Source organism: Paraburkholderia lebeckiae, assembly GCF_014201005.1.
GTDB lineage: Bacteria > Pseudomonadota > Gammaproteobacteria > Burkholderiales > Burkholderiaceae > Paraburkholderia > Paraburkholderia tuberum.
This window is the reverse complement of record NZ_JACHDK010000001.1, coordinates 171,566-191,895: the sequence shown is the minus strand read 5'-3', so window position 1 is coordinate 191,895 and position 20,330 is coordinate 171,566. Positions and strand designations below refer to the sequence as shown.

Here is a 20,330-nt window from a genome sequence, read left to right as displayed (position 1 = left end):
AATCTCTCGCGTCTTATGATTATGCGGGTTGACTCATTCGGTCATCGCCGTCATTTTCGGCAAGTATATTACGGGCGAACGAAAGTGACCTCGGAACGGAGGCGGTTCAGATTACCGCTTTCCTCGCCCTTCCGTGACTAAGCCGACGCCGCGCAGATACCCGAAATCGCTTCCGAACGCCCAAACTGACGTTACTCCCATGAACACAAGTCTGCGCGCAGCGGACGGCGCTTGAATTGGCGAAACGAGGGGCGTTCTGCAGGCAGTTCGTTGGATTGGGACCGGACGCTTACTCGCTCCTTGGTGCATCCCCACAAATGCCATCGCTACAGTGGCAACCGAAACACAAACCGCCGCCAACAGCGGATTCAGCCGAAAGTTTGCGCTCACTCACAATACTCAACTACGCACCAACGTTCCCGACTTCATCCTTGCCGACGCCGCAGCGTTATTCGACCGACTCGTCGCGCGGCCCATCCACATCATCCCAGCGGCGCCCTACCGTGGGGTCCAGCCAGTCTGCCGCGCGGCGAATCCACCCCGCGTCGACGACCCCGTCGTTTGAAGACAGTTTTTCGGTCTGGAACTTGTCAGCAAGGCTCCTCAATCGATTTGCCCGCTCAAGTTGGGTTACCCACTCCTCGACATGCTTGAGACGCTTTAGCGCCTGCGTTCGTAATTCGGCCTGGCGCCGCTCCTCCGCTGCCTTGGCTTCGGCGATGACTTGACGCCTCGCATCAATTTCGGCTTTCACGCGCCGGCGTATCGAGAGCTCACGAAGTCGGCCGATGAACGCCACGATTTTGGTTTCAACGAACGCGCTCCGACCGTCGCCAATCTTCGCCAGCTCATAGTTGCTATCGGGCTCGGTCACCGCGATATCGAACTCGCCCGTTGGATGATATTCGTACTGCTGGGTGTAGAAGTTGAATCCAACTTCGTCGTTCTTCTGTCGATGTTCGCGCGTCAGAGGTATAGGCTCCCGCCGGCTGCGCTCGCGGACATTGAACGACAGGTTGAGGCCGAGTATGGCAACGAATACGGGGCTGTCACCCTTAGCGCCGCCGGAAAGCGCGTAGCCGGCAGCTAACAGTGATTCGAGCACGAGATTGAGTAGCAGCACCGCACGGAAGCTGTTTGTCTGTGACGCGACAACACACACGAGCCCTTGCATCGCGGACCTTGCCCTCGAGCCTCTTCGCGACTCGCTTGGCTAGAGGCAGACAATCCTCCAAGGAGGTTCGCAGGGGGAGGCTTGGTATCGCAGGACGATGCGGTAAGTCCTCTTCAAGACTTTCACGATATCGGGCATCGAACTCGTCGTCTAACGGTGCAACATACCTAGAACGGCGATGAGTCGTTGGTCCTTTCGTCGCGCCAAGGGGCGGCCTCTTCACGGCTCGGCCCGCCGCCAATTTCGCCCAGTAGCCGACTGGTGGAAGCGGCACTTCAAGGTCCAGACATATTTTCCTAAGCCCGACGTCGGAAATCGCATAGCGTTTCGCAACCTTCATAACCGGCTCCGCCCACACTTCCTCGTAGAGGTCCTCGCGCCGAAAGTCAGTGTATTCCCAGCCCATCTTCGTACCCCCGCAGAGAGAAGTCGAACCAAAACAATGGCCTGCGCGAGCGATGAAATGCCGCGCGGACGGGCTATCCCTGTTACATCACTCTCCGGCCCACCAGTCGGACAGGGCGGCACTCTTGTCGAGCGGGCCTGCTCCGCCAAGTCAGTGGCATGACCGTATAGCGTTATTCGAACAAAACGCAATCGTTTATCAGGCAGCCCCTCTGCCCGAGCCGCCGCTTGATGCGCTTGGTATCACTGGTTTCGTTGACTTTGCAACTCCTAAACTCGAATGAAGCCGCACGGTGAGACTTGTCGTTCGTGGTACTTACAGCCAACGTGGTAGGCAAATAGGAGGCGAGCTTCATTCATCCGCTCGATTGCAGTTAACTTAAGTGAAACGTAAATTAATAAATCTGCCAACGACTTGCCCTTCAACTTGTTAACAGTTCATTTGGATAGCTAGGTACAGGAGAATAAGCGTCTGCAAGGTCGGCGCGTTCGTCGCCCAGAAATGCGGGTACTTGAAGAGAGGCAATCTATTTGCTAGATTGCAGTCTGGCGCAACGCCAACCTGAGTTACTTCGCACTTGACGCTGCCATGGATTTTCGGACCATGGCCACCTCGCTATTTATGAGAGGGTACGTCGAGGCGAGGGTGCGATGCGGCAAGCAAGAAAACGGACGGCTGTGAGTCAACCGAGCTGGGATACACCCAGTTCACGTCCCCTACGGTCGGGCATGAAAAATGGGGGTCGGTTCACCCATCATCCCCTTCAGCCAGGCGCGTGGAAATGCCCCTGCGAACCGCTTCCGGCTTATCTTATCTGCCGTCTCTTCAATTCCGGACTGTTTGAGCAACTGGGCGAGCTCCCAGGTGGCTCATGCACTGCCGCCACAACTAATCACCAATCAGTTCGTTCGCCGGGTCTTCCCACCGACCGCAGGACCAGTTCCTCTGGAGGAACTCGGAGTTCAACCCTGGTCTTTCAGACCGCCAGCGCTTCCGTCGTTCCAAAGAGGAAGGTCGGCTTCCTCTCGCGAAAGGAAGTTGTGTCTATCGCTGCGTTAACTCGGGGTGCTTGATGATGGTCGATTATGTCGCCAAGCGGATTCGTTTTCAGAACGGGGAGCGCCATTCGGTCCTCCAAGTTCGCCGTGGTCTTCCTGTTCACGAGGTCACCCTGTATCTGGGCAAATACAGAAGAAAGGGCCGAGCCGCAAACACCATCCACTTCGTTTGTTTGACCTTGGCTCTGCTGTATCGCGAGCTCGATAGAGCCAAGGTGGACCTGTCCGGCCGCTTAATCACGGGGCAATTTCTCACTATTCCCGAACTGAACCGACTCGCGTCTGCCGCGCAATTCCGAATGGACGACCTGGACGACGATGGGGCGCACAAGGGCAAGCCCCAAGTCATAAATCTGTCGGTAGTGCGTTTTCGCAGAGGTAAGCGTGTGACGGAACGCAAGGCGGTCGATGTCGCTACCCAAGCGTCTCGACTTCGATACATGGCCGACTATCTGGGGTTTCTCTCGGACTATGTTGGGAGCATGCTTCCCAAATCCGAGCGAAACACGCTTAGGGTGGAGAAGGAGCAAGCTCTTGCGATATTCCGCGCGAACATTCCGGCGGTGTCAAAAAGAGCAAAGTTGAATGCCCGCGTCGGCCTCAGTGAGGATGAGACGAGCCGACTTCTCGCCGTTGTACATCCTGATTCGCCGAATAACCCCTGGAAACGAGGATTCGTCCGCCTTCGTAACTGGCTAATCGTTGTACTCCTACTTGCAACCGGAATGCGGCGCGGAGAACTCTTGGGGTTGCAGATTGGAGACTTGCACTCGAGTCAGCCTAAGCTGCGCATCATTCGGCGTGCGGACGCTGCAGAAGACCTTCGCCGCAACCAACCTAACACGAAGACAAATGACCGGGAGATTGAGCTCAGCCCAATCATCATGAAGAGGTTATGGAGTTTCGTCAATACGGAACGTCGTGTAATTAAGGCTGCACGTAAGGTCCCGCAAATTTTCGTTTCTGATGAGGGCGATGCGCTCTCGCAGTCGAGCATCGACAAGCTATTCACACAATTGCGCCAGGCATGTCCTGATTTGTCAGTGCGGCCGATGAGCCATGTCATGCGTCACACTTGGAACGACCGATTCTCAGAGCAAGCCGAGGCGTTCGGGCTTAGCGACGCTGTCGAGGAAAAGGCGCGTAACTTGCAACAAGGCTGGAGCGATAACTCCGCGATGGCGGCCACCTACGCTCGTCGGTATACCGCCCTTAAAGGGCAGCAGGTTGCGTTGAAGCTGCAGGAGCGACTCGATGAGCAATTTAAACAAGACAAGTAAAGCGCCGTCAACCGGTCCCATGCAAATAAGCCTACCGGAAATCGCATACACGCGGCGAGGCATCGCATTTCGGCCGAGCGACGACGTATGGGAGTGGGTTGATGGGCCGTTCAGGCTTTACATCGACTTCCGCCGGGTTGCTGGCTCTGTTGTGTCCTTTCGAGAACCACTTAAGAAAACTCTTTTGATTTTCGCTAGAGGAAGCTCTGCTGGCCACCTTTCTAACTTATTTCAAGCGTTTATGCACTTCCTCACGAATAGAGACCAGTCAGTCTCGTTATCGTCCATCACTGTTGCCGAGGTATCGAATTACGCAACGCGCCTCACAGAGCACGAGAAATGGCGTCTGGGTCTTTTCAACGTACTGCTCCAGAAGTGGGGGACGCTTTGTCTGTATGGTGTAGAGTCAGATTGCATCAAGTATCTTCGTGAGCGGCGCAAGCCCGGAAACGTCAAAGGAAGGGCCGTCCTTACCCGAGACCCTTTCAATGGACCCTTCAGCGAAGCGGAGTACACGGCTCTGTATAAAGCCGTTGACGTCGCGTATGGCACGGGGGAAGTATCTCAATGGGTCGCCGTCCTGACGCGATTACTGTTTGCCTGCGGAGGCCGTATCTCTCAATATGCGTGCCTGAAAGTGATGGACTTGGCGATTCGCAATGGGTCTTTCGTTCTTTGCCTCCCTCAAGTCAAGACGCGAGCGGCCCACTCGCGCATGTCTCTCAAAGAGTTCGACTTAAGTGCTCAGACGGGGCGCCTTGCCAAAAGCTACATCGATAGCCTCATAGCGATGGGATACGGTGACGATGCGGCATTGTTTCCTGCGGACGTGGTTATGCTTCGTGGACCTAGGGTGGTCCGACGTGCCAACGATGACCTGTTTCATGGTCACTGTACTAGCGCAGCACTCTCGGATGCATTCAGTTCTGTCCTGAACGCGATTGCCCCACCCACAGAGCGCCTTCAGTACGCGCCCATTCCTGTGGCTCCTAAGCGGTTTCGATATACCTTCGGCGTGCGTCTCGCTGAAGAGGGTGCGAGCAAGGCAACCATTGCGGACCGGCTGGGGCATGTCGACCTTCAACAGGTAGGGGTCTACGTCCAGGCATCTCCCAATATTGTTGAGAATATAGATAAGGCGATAGGTAAACAACTGGCTCCTCTGGCCCGTGCCTTCAAAGGTCAGTTGGTGGAAGACGAAAAGCACTCAACGCATAAGGGAGCGCTGGGCAGCCGCATTATTGACTTTCGAGTATCAAAGACACCGCTTGGCAGCTGTGCAGGCAAGGGAGGCGGTTGCGCGTTCAACAAGCCGGTCGCTTGCTACACCTGCTTCAAGTTTGAGCCGTGGCTTGATGCCCCCCATGAAAAGGTACTCCTGCGTCTGCAGGTGGAACGCGAAAAATGGGTGAGCGACGAGCGGGTCGCAGCAATCAATGACGACTCCATTCTCGCAGTTCGGGAAGTCATCGCCGAATGTGCCTACGTGTGGAAGCAACGCGGGCAGGAGGTAACCTTGTGAACGCGGCCGTTCTTCACTTCACTCCTCGTGTGGAACTGGAGCCTTTAGCCAACCTTGAGACTTTCGTAGAGTTGTGCAAGCAGTCCGAGGTGCTAGGTGCTCGCAAGCAATTCGGATTGAACATCTGGGAAGTGGGACATCGGAAGGGCCATAACAGTGTCCTCAGAGTAGTGTTCAATACCTTGGAGGCCGCAAGCCTCCGCGTTCCTGAGCCGTTTATGCCACAGCCGTTGCTCGACTTCGCTAAGGCAGCACTCATTTATTTGCATGACAAGCGCCCATCAGTCTCACTTGGCATTCGCATTGCGGCGTTTCGATGCATCGAGGCGTCCTTGAGGGAGTGGAGCCGGGGATGTAGGCCAACAGCGATTGATGCGAATGTGTTGGATACCGCCGTTGAGTTGGCCAAGAAGCGGTTCTCCACTTCGGTTGCACGCAATGTCGCCGCGCAGATTGAGCTAATTTCAGAACTGGCGAGTGCGAAGGGCTTTATCTCGCTTGGGCAACCATGGATTCATGGGATGAAGGGCCCGCAGCGGCTTGGGTCTAGAATTTCGGCGGAAGCTCTTGCAGCGCGACAAGAGAAACTGCCTTCAGCAACTGCGCTGCGCGCGCTAGCCAGCATTTTCCACGAGGCTACCGAACCGCAGGATGTGTTTGTCTCCAGCTATTTGGCGTTATTGATGTGCGCGCCGGAGCGCATAAATGAGGTGCTCCGGCTGCGGCGCAACTGTCTCGTTGAGGGAGACGGCGAGTTTCGCGGAAAGTTGGGGCTGCGCTGGGCGGGGTCAAAGGGATTTCCGGACTCGACGAAATGGCTTCCTTCTGAAATGGTACCGGTCGCGAGGGAAGCCCTCACGAATCTTCTCCGGGTGTCCACGCCCGCTCAGCAGATTGCTGCGTGGTACACGGCTAATCCAACGACCATCTATCTGCATCAAGCCGCATCGCACCTCCGCGGTAAGGATGTACTAACACTGGCTGAATTGGCGCTGGTCTTGTGGGGCGATGAGACTGCGACCACGTCCGCTGGTTATTGGGCTCGGAATACCCACAAGCTCTCCAAGGTGAGGCTGGGTGGGAAGAGGATTGGCTACCGTTTTGATGACGTTGAACGTATGGTCGTCGCGATGTTGCCAGTAACGTTCCCCTACGTTCCAGGAGACCTCGAACTCAAATGCGAAGACTCGGTAGGTGTTGCCAGAACCAAAGAGTTGCATTCTAGTAAGGCAGCCTACCTGTGCATGTTCAGTTGCGTTGATTACGGCGTCATCACGAACCAGCTCGGAGTCAGGGATGACTTGACGTCCATCTTTGAGCGCTTCGGTTACGTCGAAGACGACGGCTCGCCTATACGGCTCAAGAGCCACAGTCTGAGGCACTACCTGAATATGCTCGCGCAAATGGGGGGGCTCACCAGCACAGAGATTGCAATCTTTTCTGGACGCAAGGACGTTAGGCAGAATAGAGCGTATGACCACATGAGTTCGGACGAAGTGCAGGCGCCCATTAGCGAGGCCCTGAAGGCAGGATTTACTTCAAATCTGGTCCCCGGTGGCGGCCGGAACCTCGTGTTACGCAGTGAGTTTAAGGGGATGGCCATCGTCGCTGCCCACACAACTGAGTATGGCTGGTGCGCCCATAACTTCGCCAGCGAACCGTGCCAGATGTATCGCGACTGCATCAACTGTGAGGAGCAGGAGTGCGTGAAGGGCGAAGAGCACAAGGAGGCCAACCTGCATCAGTTGAAAACCGAGACCGAATATCTTCTGGAGCAGGCTCGCGAGGCCCTGAGCGACGAAGAGTACGGCGCCGACAACTGGGTAAAGCATCAGACGAAAACGCTCGAACGAGTCAATGCCCTGCTGTCCATCTTGGAGGACCCGTCGGTGGTTCCTGGAGCCCGAGTCCGGCTCGACCTGGCCAACGCTCCACTCGTCACCGCGGACGGCGTCCAACCCATCGAGGCGGTTAAGGGCACTGGGCGAAAGTCGCTGCGATGAAGAAGACTCGCGCCCCCGACCTGACCGACCAGCGCATCAAGGTCGTAATCGACATCCTTGATAGCTGGAAGGGGAAACTCACGTGGGACATGTTGCTAGACGCGGTGGAGAAGGCCACGGGCTTCAGGTATTCGCGTTTCACGTTCGCGGAGTACCCTGAGATTGCCAACGCGTTCTCACTCAAGAAGGATACGCTACGCGGAACGCGGAAGACTGAACGCAGCACGCCTCGGGATGAGCGGGTCACGGCCGCGCTGGAGCAAGTAGAACGCTATAAGGCCAAGGTCGAGCGCCTAGAGAACGAGAACGAGCTTCTCCTTGAACAGTTTGTCACGTGGGCGACCAATGCCGAACGCAAGGGAGTCACGATGGCTGTGCTTAATGCCCCGTTGCCGAAGCCAGAACGGGACCGAACCAAAGCGGTGAAGTGATGGCGAGCGGACAGGAACTGGCTGAAGAGAATGTTCGCAAGTTTGCGACCTGGGTTGCTTCGAAGACGGATGAGGATTTCCGTAGCATGTTGGTGCGCGGTGTCCTATCCCGAACGCAGATTGCTGAGGAATGTGGCTTCGCCAAGTCAGCCCTTGCACAGAATCCTCGAATACGAGACGCGCTTAAGACTCTGGAGGCGTCGCTGCGTGAACGAGGCGTGCTTCCGTATGTTATGCCGGATGACGAGGCGGAGGCCGCCATTGCCACTCGCGTACGGCAAGCTGAACCCGCGCGCCAGGCTCAGGACGCGGAGCGCCTTTCGCGCGTGGAGCAAGAGAACGCGAGTCTGAAGGCGGAGAACGCAGAGCTGAAGCGGCTGTTGGCTCGCTTCACGGTACTGCAAGAGGCGTTGGCCCAAACCGGGAGACTGCCTCGATGACAGAAGTTGTGACCATCACGCTTCGAGTAACGGGGGTGCGCTCGCAGAATCCTCGCGGTTTCGGCGGCGCCATCTTCACTGGAGTTCCTATCGACGCGACCGGGTCGGTCTTGGACGCCTGTTCGTATGTGGTCGTCAAGGCCACCCGCGCAGCGCTGGGTGCGACGAGGGTTGAGCAGGGCCAGTGGTGGAGTGTTCGTGGGCCAGTTGCCGAGCGACGTTCCGTTGTTCAGGGCTTCGAGCTGCTCGAGCAGCAGGTCGAGGCAGAGGTGGCGCACCTTGCCATGCCTTCGGGCGAGCACATAGTCAGACTTATCGCCGACAACCCGGCGTTTGAGGGGCTAGGTTCAGTAAAGGCCCGCCGCCTTTGGGAACGGTTCGGTGAACGCTTGTACGCTGTCTTGGATACGGGAGACGTGGCGGCGCTTAGCGCCGTGTTGACGGAAGAAGCGGCGCAGAGACTGGCCGATGCTTGGGCCAAGCATGGTCAGTCTCGAACACTTCAATGGTTGCAGGTGTACGGATTCGACCAACGCGTCCGGCACAACGTTTTGCGGTACTTCGGCGACGACGCGCAAGCTCGCATCCAGGAGGACCCTTATCGCCTCCTTTCCTTCACCGGCAAGTGGACCGACGTCGACCGACTGGCAAAGACGCAATTTAGTGTCGAAGCCAATGACCCACGACGGTTGCGCGGCGCGGTCGAGGAGGCGTGTTACCGCATGTTCGCCAATGGACACACGGTCATGCCCATGACTGACCTCGAGGGTGAGTTGGCTCTGCTTTTAGGGGGGCCATCTGTTGGCGTTCGCTGGAAACACCTGCTCGCCGCCGCCATGTCCGAAGGGCTGAGCAATGGTAACGTTGTGCAGACCGCGCATGGCCTGCATCCCCTCGGCGCTCTGGTCATGGAGCTCCAAGTAGCTAGAGCGATTCAGGAGCGCCTTACGAGTGAGGGTCAACAGCTGCTTGAGCCTACCGCCGTCGAAGGAATTATCGGGGCCGTTCAATCAGAGAGTGGCATTAAGCTCAGTGCGGAGCAGCAAGACGCTATCCGGTTGGCGGCCGCCCACGCATTCGTTTGCGTGACCGGTAGTGCCGGCGCCGGGAAGACGACGGTCCTCAAGTCGCTGTACCGCATCTATGATGACGTGGGAGTACAAGTGCTGCAAGTTGCCCTCGCAGGACGAGCAGCCAAGCGAATGCAGGAGGCAACTGGCCGTCCGGCGACGACCATCGCCAGCTTCCTCAAGTCCATGAACGATGCATACTCTGCGGGACCGACGGTGCTCGTTATCGACGAAGCGAGCATGGTCGACATCGTTTCCATGAGTCGAATCTGTGAGGCGCTGCCTTCCCACGTACGGTTGATGCTTGTCGGCGACCCGCACCAACTGATTCCTGTCGGACCCGGTTTGGTTTTACATTGTATATTGCAGCTCCCGGAAGTCCCGCTGGCTGAGCTGAAGACCGTAAAGCGGTATGGCAGCGAGATTTCTGCGGTGGCGTCGGCCGTTCGAGCTGGACGGTGGCCTGCCGTGACAGCCGACAAGACAGCCCCCGTAGCCTCCATTCCGAGCGAGGAGCGGAAAGTCGCCGAGCTGGTTGTTGAATTGTACGCAATGGATACCGCATGCACGCAGGTATTGGCGCCCCTGCGAAATGGGCCGGCGGGAACCAAAGTCCTGAATCTGCTATGTCAAGAGCGTTTTACAAAGGGACTGCCGGCTGTCACTAGCTGGAACGACGAGTTTGAGCGACCTGAGCACTGTGGCTTCAACCTCGGTGATGTCGTGCTTTGCACGCGCAATTTATGGGAGAAGGGATTGCAGAACGGCTCGCTCGGAAGAGTCGTTCGGGTGGAAACCACGCCTGACGAATCTCCTGGTGAGCTAAAGCCGGCCCTCGCATGGGTCGAATGGGACGACGGCGTTCTCCGCGCTTTGACAAAGGACATGCTCGACGATATCGAGTTGGGTTACGCAGTCACCGTGCACAAGGCCCAAGGTTCTCAGTGGCCCCGGGTCATCGTTCCGATTACCGGCTCAAGGCTGTTAGACCGAACGTTGCTGTACACGGCCATCACCCGCGCGCAGGCGCAGGTTATCCTGGTGGGTGATTTGGAAGCTGCACGCCGGGCTGTGCACGCGCCTCCGAGAGCTCACAATCGCAAGGTGGCTCTGGGCCTAGCCTTGGCGCAATACCTGAAGCTGGGCGGAGAAAGCGTCCTCGAGCCGGCCTGGCCGTACGACGACCTCAAACGAGTTAAGGGCGGGCGTCAGCCCCGCGAAGCGGAACCTTGACCGCCGATGGTTCTCGTCGGTCGGGCCGACGGCCCCCAACGGCTTGAGCCTGCGAATGCTTCCAACCATGCAATACCAAAGCACTCTGCACGAAGATTGCCCCAAGGTGGTCCTCGACCGGCTACCCACAAATCGAGGTCGAAGAGCTGTTTCGACCGGCATTTCTGAGTGTTTTACTGAATTACCCACAATCACGTGAGACGCTCACTGTCTACAAGACCGCACTCACTCACATCCAGCGCACTAACAACACTTTTTAGTCGGCATAAGGCTTTTGATCGTTCCGGCTCGATGCCGAGCCGGCCACCATCCCGCTGATCGACACAAAAACAGAGGCCCGCTTTCCGCCAGGAAAGCGGGCCTTTCTGCCTTCCGTTTGCCGGCTTTTTTTACGTGACACGCGCCGACGGAGCATTCCGTCAGAAACTCACCGCCTCAAATGCTCCAACGTATCCCGCAACGGCAGGCTCGAAATCACGATCGGCCCGGTGAACGGCGTGTCGAGATCGACGATCACATAAACCGCCGAAGCAATCGACACCGCCCCCAGCGATATCGTCACCAGCGCCAGCGCATTGCGCGGCGCGATCAACCCGAAGCTCAGAAAGATCACGCCTAGCCAGAACGTCAACGTCTTGAAGAACGGCTGCGAAATCGAGCTGTGCGCTTCCTCGATGATTTTCCAGCGCGCGTCGATGACGCGCCGGTACTGCGTCAACGCGTCATCGAGCGCACGTTGCTGCAAGGCATCCGTGCGCAGTTGTCGCAATTGCCGCCCCACCGTGGTCAGCATATCGCCCAAACGCACGTTTTCGAGTTGCTGCGGATTGTCCGGCGGCCCAAGATCGTGCGGATAGTCGCCGCTGGGCGCGGGCTCGTGCGGCCACGTCGAAGCGATCGCCGCCGCCGTGTACTGGCGCAACAGGCGCCGCGATTCGTCGGCCGCGCTGCCGAGCTCGCGCAGTGTGGCGTCGAATTCGATCAGCTCTGCCGCATAGCTGCGCATATCGTTCGACGCGGTATCGAAGCTCGCTTTCGCCGATGCCGTCATCAAACCCAGCACCAGCGCGGCGAACGTCACCAGCATGCCGATCACGAGCTGCACGAGCTGTACGGTCTCGTGTGCCTTGTGCTCTTCCGGCAGCAGCGGCCGCACTCCGACGCCGAGGCCGGTGGCGATCAGTAGCAGCGCGAACACGAGTACGGCCGAACCGATTTCCGACATGGGCGCGCTCCGGGCAGGAAGGGGCTTCGACAGAAGAGCTTCAGCAAACGGGCTTCGAGACTTTATTGATGTAACGCAAGCCGGGCGAGCGATCAACCATAAAGTTTTCGGCCGATACGCCGTTGTCCCGAATGTGCTGTGTGCTTAATTTTCAGATAAGTTGCGGACCGGGCCGAACGGCGTGGGCGCAGCCTGCGTGGCCGTGCAGCTATCGTCAACGATACGGAACACTCGGCCGGGCAGCCCAAGGAGACCAGTCCGATGTTGAAAAAGCTGTCGATTCGCACCAGCCTCACCCTGATGATCGTGTTCTTCGGCATCGTGCTGCTGCTCGGCGCGGCTGCGGGATTGTTGTCGCTGCGCTCGTCGAACGCGTCGCTGCAACAGATGTACACGGTCGACACGCCCGCCGTCGCCGACCTCGAAGGCAGCGCCGGCCAACTGCTGCGCCTGCGGCTCGCGCTCGCCACGTACGCGTCGCTCGTCGCGCTGAACGATCAGGACGGCGCGAGCGCCGTGCTCAAGCGCTTCGATCAGTACCGCAAAGCCTCTGACGAGCGGCTTGCCCACTATTTGAGCCATGCGGGCACGGATGCCGATGAGCAGCGTCTGATCGCCGACATGCAGCAGAAGCGCGACGCGTTCCTGCACGACGGCGTCGACCCGACGCTCGCCGCGCTGAAGTCGAGCGATACCAACGCCTTCCAGCTATTGCAGGCGCATAAATTGCCGTCGCTGTACAGCGCGTACGAGAAGGCCATGCTCGCGCTCGAGCAGTTGCAGCTCGATCACGGCGCACAGCGCTACAAGGATGCGCAGGACCTGTTCTATGCGATCAGCACGGCGGTGGCGATCGGCATTGCGCTGTCGCTGGTCGGCAGCTTGCTCGCCCGCTTCGTGCTCGTGCGTGCAATCGTCGCGCCGGTCGATGCGACGATCGCGCAGTTCCAGCGCATCGCCAACGGCGACCTGAGCGGCCGCATCGAGGTGCTCAGCGACAACGAAATGGGCCGTCTCGCGGCCGCGCTGCGCAAGATGCAGGAGTCGCTGATCGCGACCGTCAACGCGGTTCGTCAAGGTACCGAATCGATCGATACCGGCGTCAGCGAGATCGCGGCCGGCAACGCCGATCTGTCGCAACGCACCGAGGAGCAGGCGGCGGCGCTCGAGGAAACGGCCGCGAGCATCGAAGAGCTGACCACGACAGTCAAGCAGACGGCCGACAACGCGAAAGAGGCGAGTTCGCTCGCGCAGGGCGCCTCGACGCTGGCCGCGCAGGGCGGCGAGCTGACCGAGCAGGTGGTCGGCACGATGCACGGCATCGTCGACGATTCGCGGCGGATTGCCGATATCGTTGGCGTAATCGAGGGGATCGCATTCCAGACCAACATCCTCGCGCTGAACGCCGCAGTCGAGGCGGCGCGAGCGGGCGAGCAGGGACGCGGCTTCGCGGTCGTCGCGAGCGAAGTGCGCTCGCTCGCGCAGCGCAGCGCGGCGGCGGCCAAGGAGATCAAGGGCTTGATCGACGCGTCGACCACCCGCGTGGAGCAGGGCTCGCAGCTCGTCGAGCGCTCGGGCACGACGATGAACGACATCGTCGGCGCGATCGCGCGCGTCAGTTCCATCATGAACGAGATCGCGGCGGCGGCGCTCGAACAGAGCACCGGCATCGATCAGGTCAATCGCGCGGTCGGTCAGATGGACGAGGTCACGCAGCAGAACGCGGCGCTCGTCGAGCAGGCGGCCGCGGCGGCGAGTTCGCTGGAAGATCAGGCGCGGCGCCTGTCGACGGCGGTGGCGGTGTTCCGGACCGGCAGCGAATCGCGCAGCCGTGCTCCGGCGCCCGGCGCGAAGCTGGCCGGTGTTGCCGGCGAGCGGAGACTGGACAGCGAGTTGGTCGCGGCGTGACGCGAGGCGTTGCGGGGCGTCAACCCGCGACCTCTCACCGTCCCACTACTGCATGGCCGCGTAATACCTCGCCACGGCATCGATTTCCTCGGGCGTCATCTGCCGCGCGACATTGCGCATCTGCTCGTTGATGTCGTTGCGCCGCGCGCCCGAAGCGAACGCCTGCAACTGCGCGGCCAGATAGGCCGCCGACTGTCCGCCGAGCCACGGCGCCGCACCCTTGCGATCGAGTTGGCCATGACACGCGGCGCACGGTGCGATATTGCGTTGCGGGTCGCCCTGCATCACGAGCCTGGTTGCGGTCGCATCGGGTCCTTCGCCGGCGCGGGTCTTCTCGGCCGCCGCGGGGAGCGGGAGCGACGCGTAGTACACCGCCAGATCGTGCAGATCCTGGTCGCTGCGTCCCGCGATGATTGCCTGCATGACCGCGCTTTGCCGCTGGCCGCTCTGGAAGTCGCGCAATTCCTTGTAGGTCACGTCGGCGTACTGCCCGGCGAGCGCCGGCGCGGTGACCTGCACGGTGCCGAGTACGCCGTGGCACATCGAGCAGTGCTGCGTCGCGATCGTCGCGCCGCGGCTTATCGATCGCAATGCATCATGTAAATGTGATTAGCTGATGTCGATCGATAAATTTTGCTGTGAATTTTATTTGTGCGTCATGCGAAGAGCCGCACGAGCGCATCACGTGCATTGCTGACCAACTCGCTTTCGCCCGGACGCCGCGGCAGCAGATGAAACTCGATGGCGGGCAGCGGTGGCAAGCCGAAGTTCGCGGCACACGCCACCACGCCGCCGCCGAGCGACGACTCGTTCAGACAGGAAATCCCGAGCCCTGCCTTCAATGCGAGTTGCAGGCCCGCGACGCCCGACGCCGAATGCGACACCACGTACGGTACCTTGTGTTCGTCGAGCAGCTTGACGACGAAGCGCTGCAACTGACACGTCGACGGCAGCAGCACCAGTTGATACGGCGCGGTGGGGCGGGTGGCGGCATCGGCGCAACTGGCCCATAGCAGCCTTTCGCGCCGCACGACGATGCTCGCGGCACCGGCACCCGCGCCGCGTGCACGCAGCTGGCCTGTGACGAGCCGCGCCGACAAACCGATGTCGAACGACGCGTGATCGTCCGCGCCGCTGTCGATCACTGCGCTCGGCAGCACCGTCACGTGCAGCTTCAGCCGCGGATGCTGTTCCGAAAACGTCTTGAGGATGCGCGCGATATCGTGCGGCCGGTAGTAATCGGTGATCGCGATGCGCAGCTCGCCGTCGAGCGAGCGGCCTTGCAGGTCGTCGAAGGCCGCTTCGCTCATCGCGATGATGCGGCGCGCATGCTCGAGCAGGCGCTCGCCCGCGGACGTCGGACTCACACCCTGCCGGCCGCGCACGAGGAGCGGCTGGCCGGCGCGCTCCTCGAGCTTCTTCAGCTGCTCGCTTACCGACGACTGCGACAGGAACACGCGCTCCGCGCCTGCCGACACCCCGCCCGATTCGGCGACGGCGACGAAGGTCCGCAACTGCGCAAGATCGAAACCACGCTGGCTCATGATTCGGTTTTTCCGATGGTGGAGATCTAAATTTCCGGCTTTGCCGATGGAATGTCCAGCCGTAGCATACCCCCGAATGACACGCGGAGGGTGTGATGGAAAACGGATCGATGACAGCGTCGGGCGGCACCGGCGAGCGCGGCGCGCGGCATCGCTGGAAGGTGCTGGGCGTTGGTTTTGCCGCGAATGCGAGCTTTTCGGCGGCATTTTCGGGGATTCCGACGACGGCGGTGTTCCTGCGCTCGGACTACCACCTGGGCAACCACGGGCTCGGCCTCGTGCTCGGCATGCTCGGCCTGGGCATTGCGGTCAGCGAGTTGCCGTGGGGGCTGTTGACCGACCGCTGGGGCGATCGCCGGGTGCTGCTGCTCGGCTTGCTGTCGACCGCTGTCGCGCTCGCCGGTCTCGCGCTGTTCGTGTCGCCGGGCGGCGCGCATGTGCCCGGCATCGTCCCGCTCGCGCTCGGGCTGCTGTTGGTCGGACTGCTGGGCGGCAGCGTCAACGGATCGAGCGGCCGAGCGGTGATGGCGTGGTTTCGCGAAGGCGAGCGCGGCCTCGCGATGAGCATCCGCCAAACCGCCGTGCCGGCGGGCGGTGGACTCGGCGCAGTGGTCCTGCCGGTGCTCGCCTCGCACTTTGGTTTTGCGAGCGCCTATGCGGTGCTGGCGTTGGCGTGCGCGATCACAGCATGGTTCGCGTGGCGCTGGCTGCACGAGCCCGCACACGCGGACGATACGCTGGCGCCCAAAGGAGCGCGCGCCGCTGCGACGGCCCGTGCCGCGGCGGCGGACGGTCGGGGGTTGGACTCCTCGAACGTCAGCGCACCGCCGCCGATGATCTCCCCATTGCGCGACATCGCGATCTGGCGGGTCGCGCTCGGCGCGGGCGCGCTGTGCATGCCGCAGATTGCCGTGATCACATTCGGCACGGTGTTCCTGCACGACTTCGGGCGTGCCGGCGTGTTCGCGATCAGCGCGACGATGGCCGCGGTGCAGACTGGCGCCGCGATCGCGCGGGTCTGGAGCGGCGCGTGGACCGACCGGCGCGGCAACCGCCGCGCGTATATGCGGGCATGCAGTCTGTTGACCGCCGTGCTGTTCGTGCTGCTCGCGCTCGCGACCGGGCTCATCGGCCTGCGTCGCGCCGGGGCGGTCGCGCCGTTCGCGCTGATGATCGTACTCGGCGGAGTTAGCGCGTCGGCGTGGCACGGCGTCGCGTTCACCGAACTCGCGACGCTCGCCGGTACTCGCCGCGCGGGCACCGCGCTCGCGATGGGCAACACCTGCGTGTTCCTCACGCTGTTCGTGACGCCGCTCGCGATTCCGGCGCTGCTGTCTATCGGAGCATGGCCGCTGGTGTGGACGGTGGCGAGCGCTTGCGCGTTGCTCGCATTGCCGGTGTTTCCGCGCGCCGCGTCGACGCGTGCGATGCGCGCGACGCGTGCTTGCGATGCAGCGTGAGACATGGGGGCGAACAGCGCCCGCTTTGCGTGACCGAATTGATTCTGATTCGATTCGAATCACGGTGCGCATATTGCTTGGTAGAACTATAAATTATCCCGATTGTTGAGCTGGATTAGGAACGCTCCGATTGTCGTGAATTTGCGAGGGTGATCAGATGGCTTTTCCGGCACGTCGCTTGAGTGCCACGACGCAGGTCGACGCCTGCCGCCTGCACAGCCACTGCCGCGCGCATTTCGACCATTCTTATAACGAGCGAGACTAATCGTGACAAATCTTCGAATCATTCTGGCGGACGATCACCCGTTCGTCCTGCTTGGCCTGAAATCGACACTGGAGGCGCACGAAGGTCTGTCTGTCGTCGGTCAGGCGCAGATGCCCACTGCGTTGATCGCATTGCTGCAACACACACCGTGCGACGTGCTCGTCGTCGATCTTTCCATGCCGGAACCCGCCGGGGAGATCGGCGACGGACGCGGCCTGATCCGGCGCATTCGTGGCGAGTGGCCGTCATTGCGCGTCGTCGTCGTGACTGGGCAGACGAATGCCGCGATGTTGCGTGTCATCGTCGCCGATGCCGCGGTCAGTGTGATCGGCAAAGCCGAGTCGCTCGAGGAACTGCCGCAAGCCGTCTGCGACAGTGCGCGCGGCGCGCGCTACCTGGGCCGCTCGGTAGTCGAAACGCTCGCGCGTTTGCAGCCGGACAACGGTCGGTTCGTGTCGGCCCTGCTGCTGTCGAAGCGGCAGACCGACATTCTGCGCAGGCTCGTGAACGGCGAGTCCATCGTGCAGATCGCGGCGGCGCTCGGCTGCCATCGCCGCACGGTGAGCCGGCACAAGCGCGAAGCGATGGCGCGGCTTGGCGTCAACGACGACCCCGCGCTTTTTTCCTGTGTGCGCGCCTGCGGCACGGTCCTCCTCGAATCGGAAGACTAAGCATCAGGCATACGGTCGTTCGTTCCATTTCAGAGCGCTCTGATGTTTGTCGCAAAAGAATTGCTCGACCATTGCGTGAGCGCCGGTCACTCATAACAAGGTGTCGTGAAATGAAAGTATCGAGGAGCGCCAGAAGATGAACCTCATGGCTGCATCAGGAACGCCTGTTCGAACGATCATTGCGGATGATCATCCGCTGGTTCTGCTGGCTATAGAAAATCTGATTGGCAACTATCCGAACCTGAAGGTGGTTGGCCGTGCGGCGGATGTCGCCGAACTGTTCATCGAAGTCGATCGCAGTCCTTGCGATATCGTGCTGATGGATCTTTACATGCCAGGAGGGCACAACGACAACCGGTTCGACGTCGTCAGGCAGTTGAAGGCGCGCTATCCCAACGTGGCGCTCGTCATTCTGACAATGGAGACGGAGGCGGCGACGCTGCGCAAAGTGATGTCGCTCGGCGTGGATGGGCTGCTGAGCAAACGTGATCGTATCGATCTGATCCACGTGGCGGTGGTCATGGCGCTGGCGCGCGAATGTTTTGTCGGTCCGGCGGTGCGCGCCATGCTGGCCGATGTCACGCTGACGCAACGTCTCGACTTCGTGCGCGCCACCCTGTCTCGCCGAGAGTTCGAGGTTTTTACGCAGTACGCGTCAGGACTCGGCGTCACGGAAATCGCCGCGCGGCTGGGACGTAGCGTGAAGACGATCAGCGCGCAGAAGTGCACGGCCATGCGCAAGCTGTCGCTCAATAGCGACGCCGAACTGTTTCGCTTCGCAGTCGAGTATGGCGTAGTGCCAGAAGGGCTTGGTCAAAGCCGTTAAGCGGGCGGCAACATTCTGCGCAGGCGCGCGGCGAATATATCGGCATAACCGGGGGACACATTTTGTGCGGTATGCCCGATCGACACCATAAAAAAAGTCACGGAAAAGAATGACAAACAAGATTCACGTCGTCGTGGCAGACGATCACGACTCCATTCGCGCGGGCGTCCGATCTCTGCTGCGCGACAAGCCGAATATCGAAATTGTCGGCGAAGCTGCCGACACCCGTGGTCTCGCGAAGCTGCTCGATGCCTGCGCATGCGACGTCGTCGTGTCGGACATCGGCATGCCGGGACTCGACGGAGACACCAGCGCGGTGCCGCTATTGCGCCGGCTGCTACGGCGCACGCCGCATCCCCACGTGGTCGTGCTGACCATGATTGGGCGCGCGCACGTGTTGGCCGGCTTGCGCAATATCGGCGTGACTGGAATCGTCGACAAGCGCGACGCCGTGCACGCATTGATCGACGCAATCGAAGCCGTTGCCGCCGGGGGCACCCATCTATCGGAACAGGTTCGGGCCGCACTCGCGACCGCGGAGCCTGCGCCGCCCCGGCGCGGCGGTGTGATGAGCGCACGCGAGTGGGAGGTGTTTCAACTCTATGTGCGAGGCCTCGCGGTGCACGAGATCGCCACACGTCTGCGACGTAGCGACAAAACCATCAGCACGCAAAAACGCAGCGCGATGCGCAAGCTCGGACTGGAAACAGAAGCCGACCTGATCAACTACGCCACTCAGGTTGGGCTGATATGAGGCGCAGCAACGGTCACGAATTCTTGTTCTCGATGGATTGAGGTAGCCCTTATCAGACTTATCTGATTGCCGAGGCGTGGGGGCACCCAATAATCTTGGCGCGCCTGTCATTGCGCGCCTTGCGCCGCAACTGCCAAGCGGCTGGTTCGTGATCCGATTTCCAATGGATCAGGGGAATCCGGTGCAGACCTCTTCGCGCGATCGTTTGGCGTCTGTGCCTCATACTTGATGGACGGGATAGAGATGGTTGCGCTAGGCAAGCGATTGTGCAGCGAGGGTGTGGGTACGGCATGGCTCGTGTTCGTCGGCTGCGGCAGTACGGTGCTGGACACCACAGGCGTGCTGCAGGCCACTGGCGTGTTGCAAATGTCGTTGGCGTTCGGTCTTGCGCTTGCTATCGGCAGCTATGTCTTCGGCAAGATTTCCGGCGCGCATTTCAATCCTGCCGTCACCATCGGCCTGACAATCGCGCAGCGCTTTCCCGTGCGTGATGTCTTGCCCTATATCGCTGCGCAAATCTGGGGCGCAATAGTCGCCGCGGCGCTTCTCGCCTACCTCGCCAGCGGCCGGCCAGGTTTCGAACTCTCCGCGAGTGAATTCGCGGCGAACGGCTTCGGCGCTCATTCGCCCGCCGACTATCCATTGCATGCGGCGCTCGTCGTGGAATTCGTGCTGTCGTTCGTGTTTGTCGGAGTATGCCTGCTGGTCGTCGTTCGAAAAGAGGTGGCAACGATTGCGCCGTTCATCACCGGCGCATGTCTGATGCTCGTCTACCTGGTGTCCATTCCGATCACCAATGGAGCGGTCAATCCCGCACGCTCGACCGCGCAGGCGCTGTTCGTCGGCAACTGGGCGCTGGATCAGTTGTGGCTGTTCTGGGCCGCGCCGTTGGCCGGAGCAATCGCGGCTGGCGTGCTGTTTTCGTTTTTGGCCGGCGGAGCCGATTCGTCCTCGGTGTCGCTGGTGGACGGGCAGGGTGACGTTTCGTGAGCGAGGGACGGTACTCACCACTTCCGGTCGATGCGGTGCTGACATTGGGGCTGCGGCGTTTGTCGCGGTG

The 20,330-nt window shown here is 60.5% G+C and carries 15 protein-coding genes and 1 pseudogene; 12 read left to right on the top strand and 4 right to left on the bottom strand.

Annotated elements, in window-relative coordinates; translation table 11 throughout:
* Window positions 1-448: 448 nt before the first annotated feature.
* The gene (locus tag HDG39_RS00840; protein ID WP_184002485.1) at window positions 449-1,174 is read right to left on the bottom strand and encodes a hypothetical protein; all 726 of its coding nucleotides are present in this window, start codon (window positions 1,172-1,174) and stop codon (window positions 449-451) included.
* 1,478 nt (window positions 1,175-2,652) lie between these two features.
* On the opposite strand from HDG39_RS00840, the gene HDG39_RS00835 reads away from it, so the two are divergent.
* The 6 genes from HDG39_RS00835 to HDG39_RS00810 are packed head-to-tail and all read left to right on the top strand — an operon-like array spanning window position 2,653 to window position 10,617.
* On the top strand, window positions 2,653-3,918 hold the full coding sequence (locus tag HDG39_RS00835) for a tyrosine-type recombinase/integrase (RefSeq protein ID WP_260327465.1): 1,266 nt from the start codon (window positions 2,653-2,655) through the stop codon (window positions 3,916-3,918).
* Window positions 3,893-5,440: a site-specific integrase gene (locus HDG39_RS00830; protein WP_184002483.1), complete on the top strand. Its 1,548-nt coding sequence runs from the start codon at window positions 3,893-3,895 to the stop codon at window positions 5,438-5,440. The genes HDG39_RS00835 and HDG39_RS00830 overlap by 26 nt, the downstream gene beginning before the upstream one ends.
* Window positions 5,437-7,443, top strand: a complete 2,007-nt coding sequence (locus tag HDG39_RS00825) for an integrase (RefSeq protein WP_184002481.1) — start codon at window positions 5,437-5,439, stop codon at window positions 7,441-7,443. The genes HDG39_RS00830 and HDG39_RS00825 overlap by 4 nt, the downstream gene beginning before the upstream one ends.
* The gene (locus tag HDG39_RS00820; protein WP_184002479.1) at window positions 7,440-7,874 is read left to right on the top strand and encodes a hypothetical protein; all 435 of its coding nucleotides are present in this window, start codon (window positions 7,440-7,442) and stop codon (window positions 7,872-7,874) included. The genes HDG39_RS00825 and HDG39_RS00820 overlap by 4 nt, the downstream gene beginning before the upstream one ends.
* Complete coding sequence (locus tag HDG39_RS00815; protein WP_184002477.1) at window positions 7,874-8,314, top strand: VPA1267 family protein; 441 nt, start codon at window positions 7,874-7,876, stop codon at window positions 8,312-8,314. The genes HDG39_RS00820 and HDG39_RS00815 overlap by 1 nt, the downstream gene beginning before the upstream one ends.
* Window positions 8,311-10,617: an AAA family ATPase gene (locus tag HDG39_RS00810; RefSeq protein ID WP_184002475.1), complete on the top strand. Its 2,307-nt coding sequence runs from the start codon at window positions 8,311-8,313 to the stop codon at window positions 10,615-10,617. The genes HDG39_RS00815 and HDG39_RS00810 overlap by 4 nt, the downstream gene beginning before the upstream one ends.
* A gap of 427 nt (window positions 10,618-11,044) precedes the next feature.
* Here the strand turns inward: HDG39_RS00810 and HDG39_RS00805 are convergent, their stop codons facing one another.
* Window positions 11,045-11,842 (bottom strand): bestrophin-like domain, encoded by a 798-nt coding sequence (locus HDG39_RS00805; protein WP_184002473.1) that lies wholly within the window; start codon window positions 11,840-11,842, stop codon window positions 11,045-11,047.
* Between the two features lie 261 nt (window positions 11,843-12,103).
* Between HDG39_RS00805 and HDG39_RS00800 the strand changes: the two genes are divergently transcribed.
* Complete coding sequence (locus tag HDG39_RS00800) at window positions 12,104-13,750, top strand: methyl-accepting chemotaxis protein (RefSeq protein ID WP_184002471.1); 1,647 nt, start codon at window positions 12,104-12,106, stop codon at window positions 13,748-13,750.
* Window positions 13,751-13,795: 45 nt separating this feature from the next.
* Here the strand turns inward: HDG39_RS00800 and HDG39_RS00795 are convergent.
* A pseudogene (locus HDG39_RS00795) lies at window positions 13,796-14,335 on the bottom strand (c-type cytochrome); the annotation flags it as partial.
* Window positions 14,336-14,406: 71 nt separating this feature from the next.
* Window positions 14,407-15,294, bottom strand: a complete 888-nt coding sequence (locus tag HDG39_RS00790; RefSeq protein ID WP_184002469.1) for a LysR family transcriptional regulator — start codon at window positions 15,292-15,294, stop codon at window positions 14,407-14,409.
* Window positions 15,295-15,389: 95 nt separating this feature from the next.
* Between HDG39_RS00790 and HDG39_RS00785 the strand changes: the two genes are divergently transcribed.
* The 5 genes from HDG39_RS00785 to aqpZ all read left to right on the top strand — a co-directional run bounded on the left by HDG39_RS00785 (window position 15,390) and on the right by aqpZ (window position 20,260).
* Window positions 15,390-16,754: an MFS transporter gene (locus HDG39_RS00785; RefSeq protein WP_184002467.1), complete on the top strand. Its 1,365-nt coding sequence runs from the start codon at window positions 15,390-15,392 to the stop codon at window positions 16,752-16,754.
* 267 nt (window positions 16,755-17,021) lie between these two features.
* Window positions 17,022-17,690: a response regulator gene (locus tag HDG39_RS00780; protein WP_184002465.1), complete on the top strand. Its 669-nt coding sequence runs from the start codon at window positions 17,022-17,024 to the stop codon at window positions 17,688-17,690.
* A 136-nt stretch (window positions 17,691-17,826) separates the two neighbouring features.
* Window positions 17,827-18,516 carry a response regulator gene (locus HDG39_RS00775; RefSeq protein ID WP_184002463.1) on the top strand — a complete coding sequence of 230 codons (690 nt, stop codon included), beginning with the start codon at window positions 17,827-17,829 and terminating at the stop codon, window positions 18,514-18,516.
* Window positions 18,517-18,625: 109 nt separating this feature from the next.
* A complete protein-coding gene (locus HDG39_RS00770; RefSeq protein ID WP_184002461.1) occupies window positions 18,626-19,270 on the top strand; it encodes a response regulator in 645 nt (214 codons plus the stop codon).
* A gap of 243 nt (window positions 19,271-19,513) precedes the next feature.
* A complete protein-coding gene (gene aqpZ, locus HDG39_RS00765; RefSeq protein WP_184002459.1) occupies window positions 19,514-20,260 on the top strand; it encodes an aquaporin Z in 747 nt (248 codons plus the stop codon).
* The last annotated feature ends 70 nt before the right edge of the window (window positions 20,261-20,330 follow it).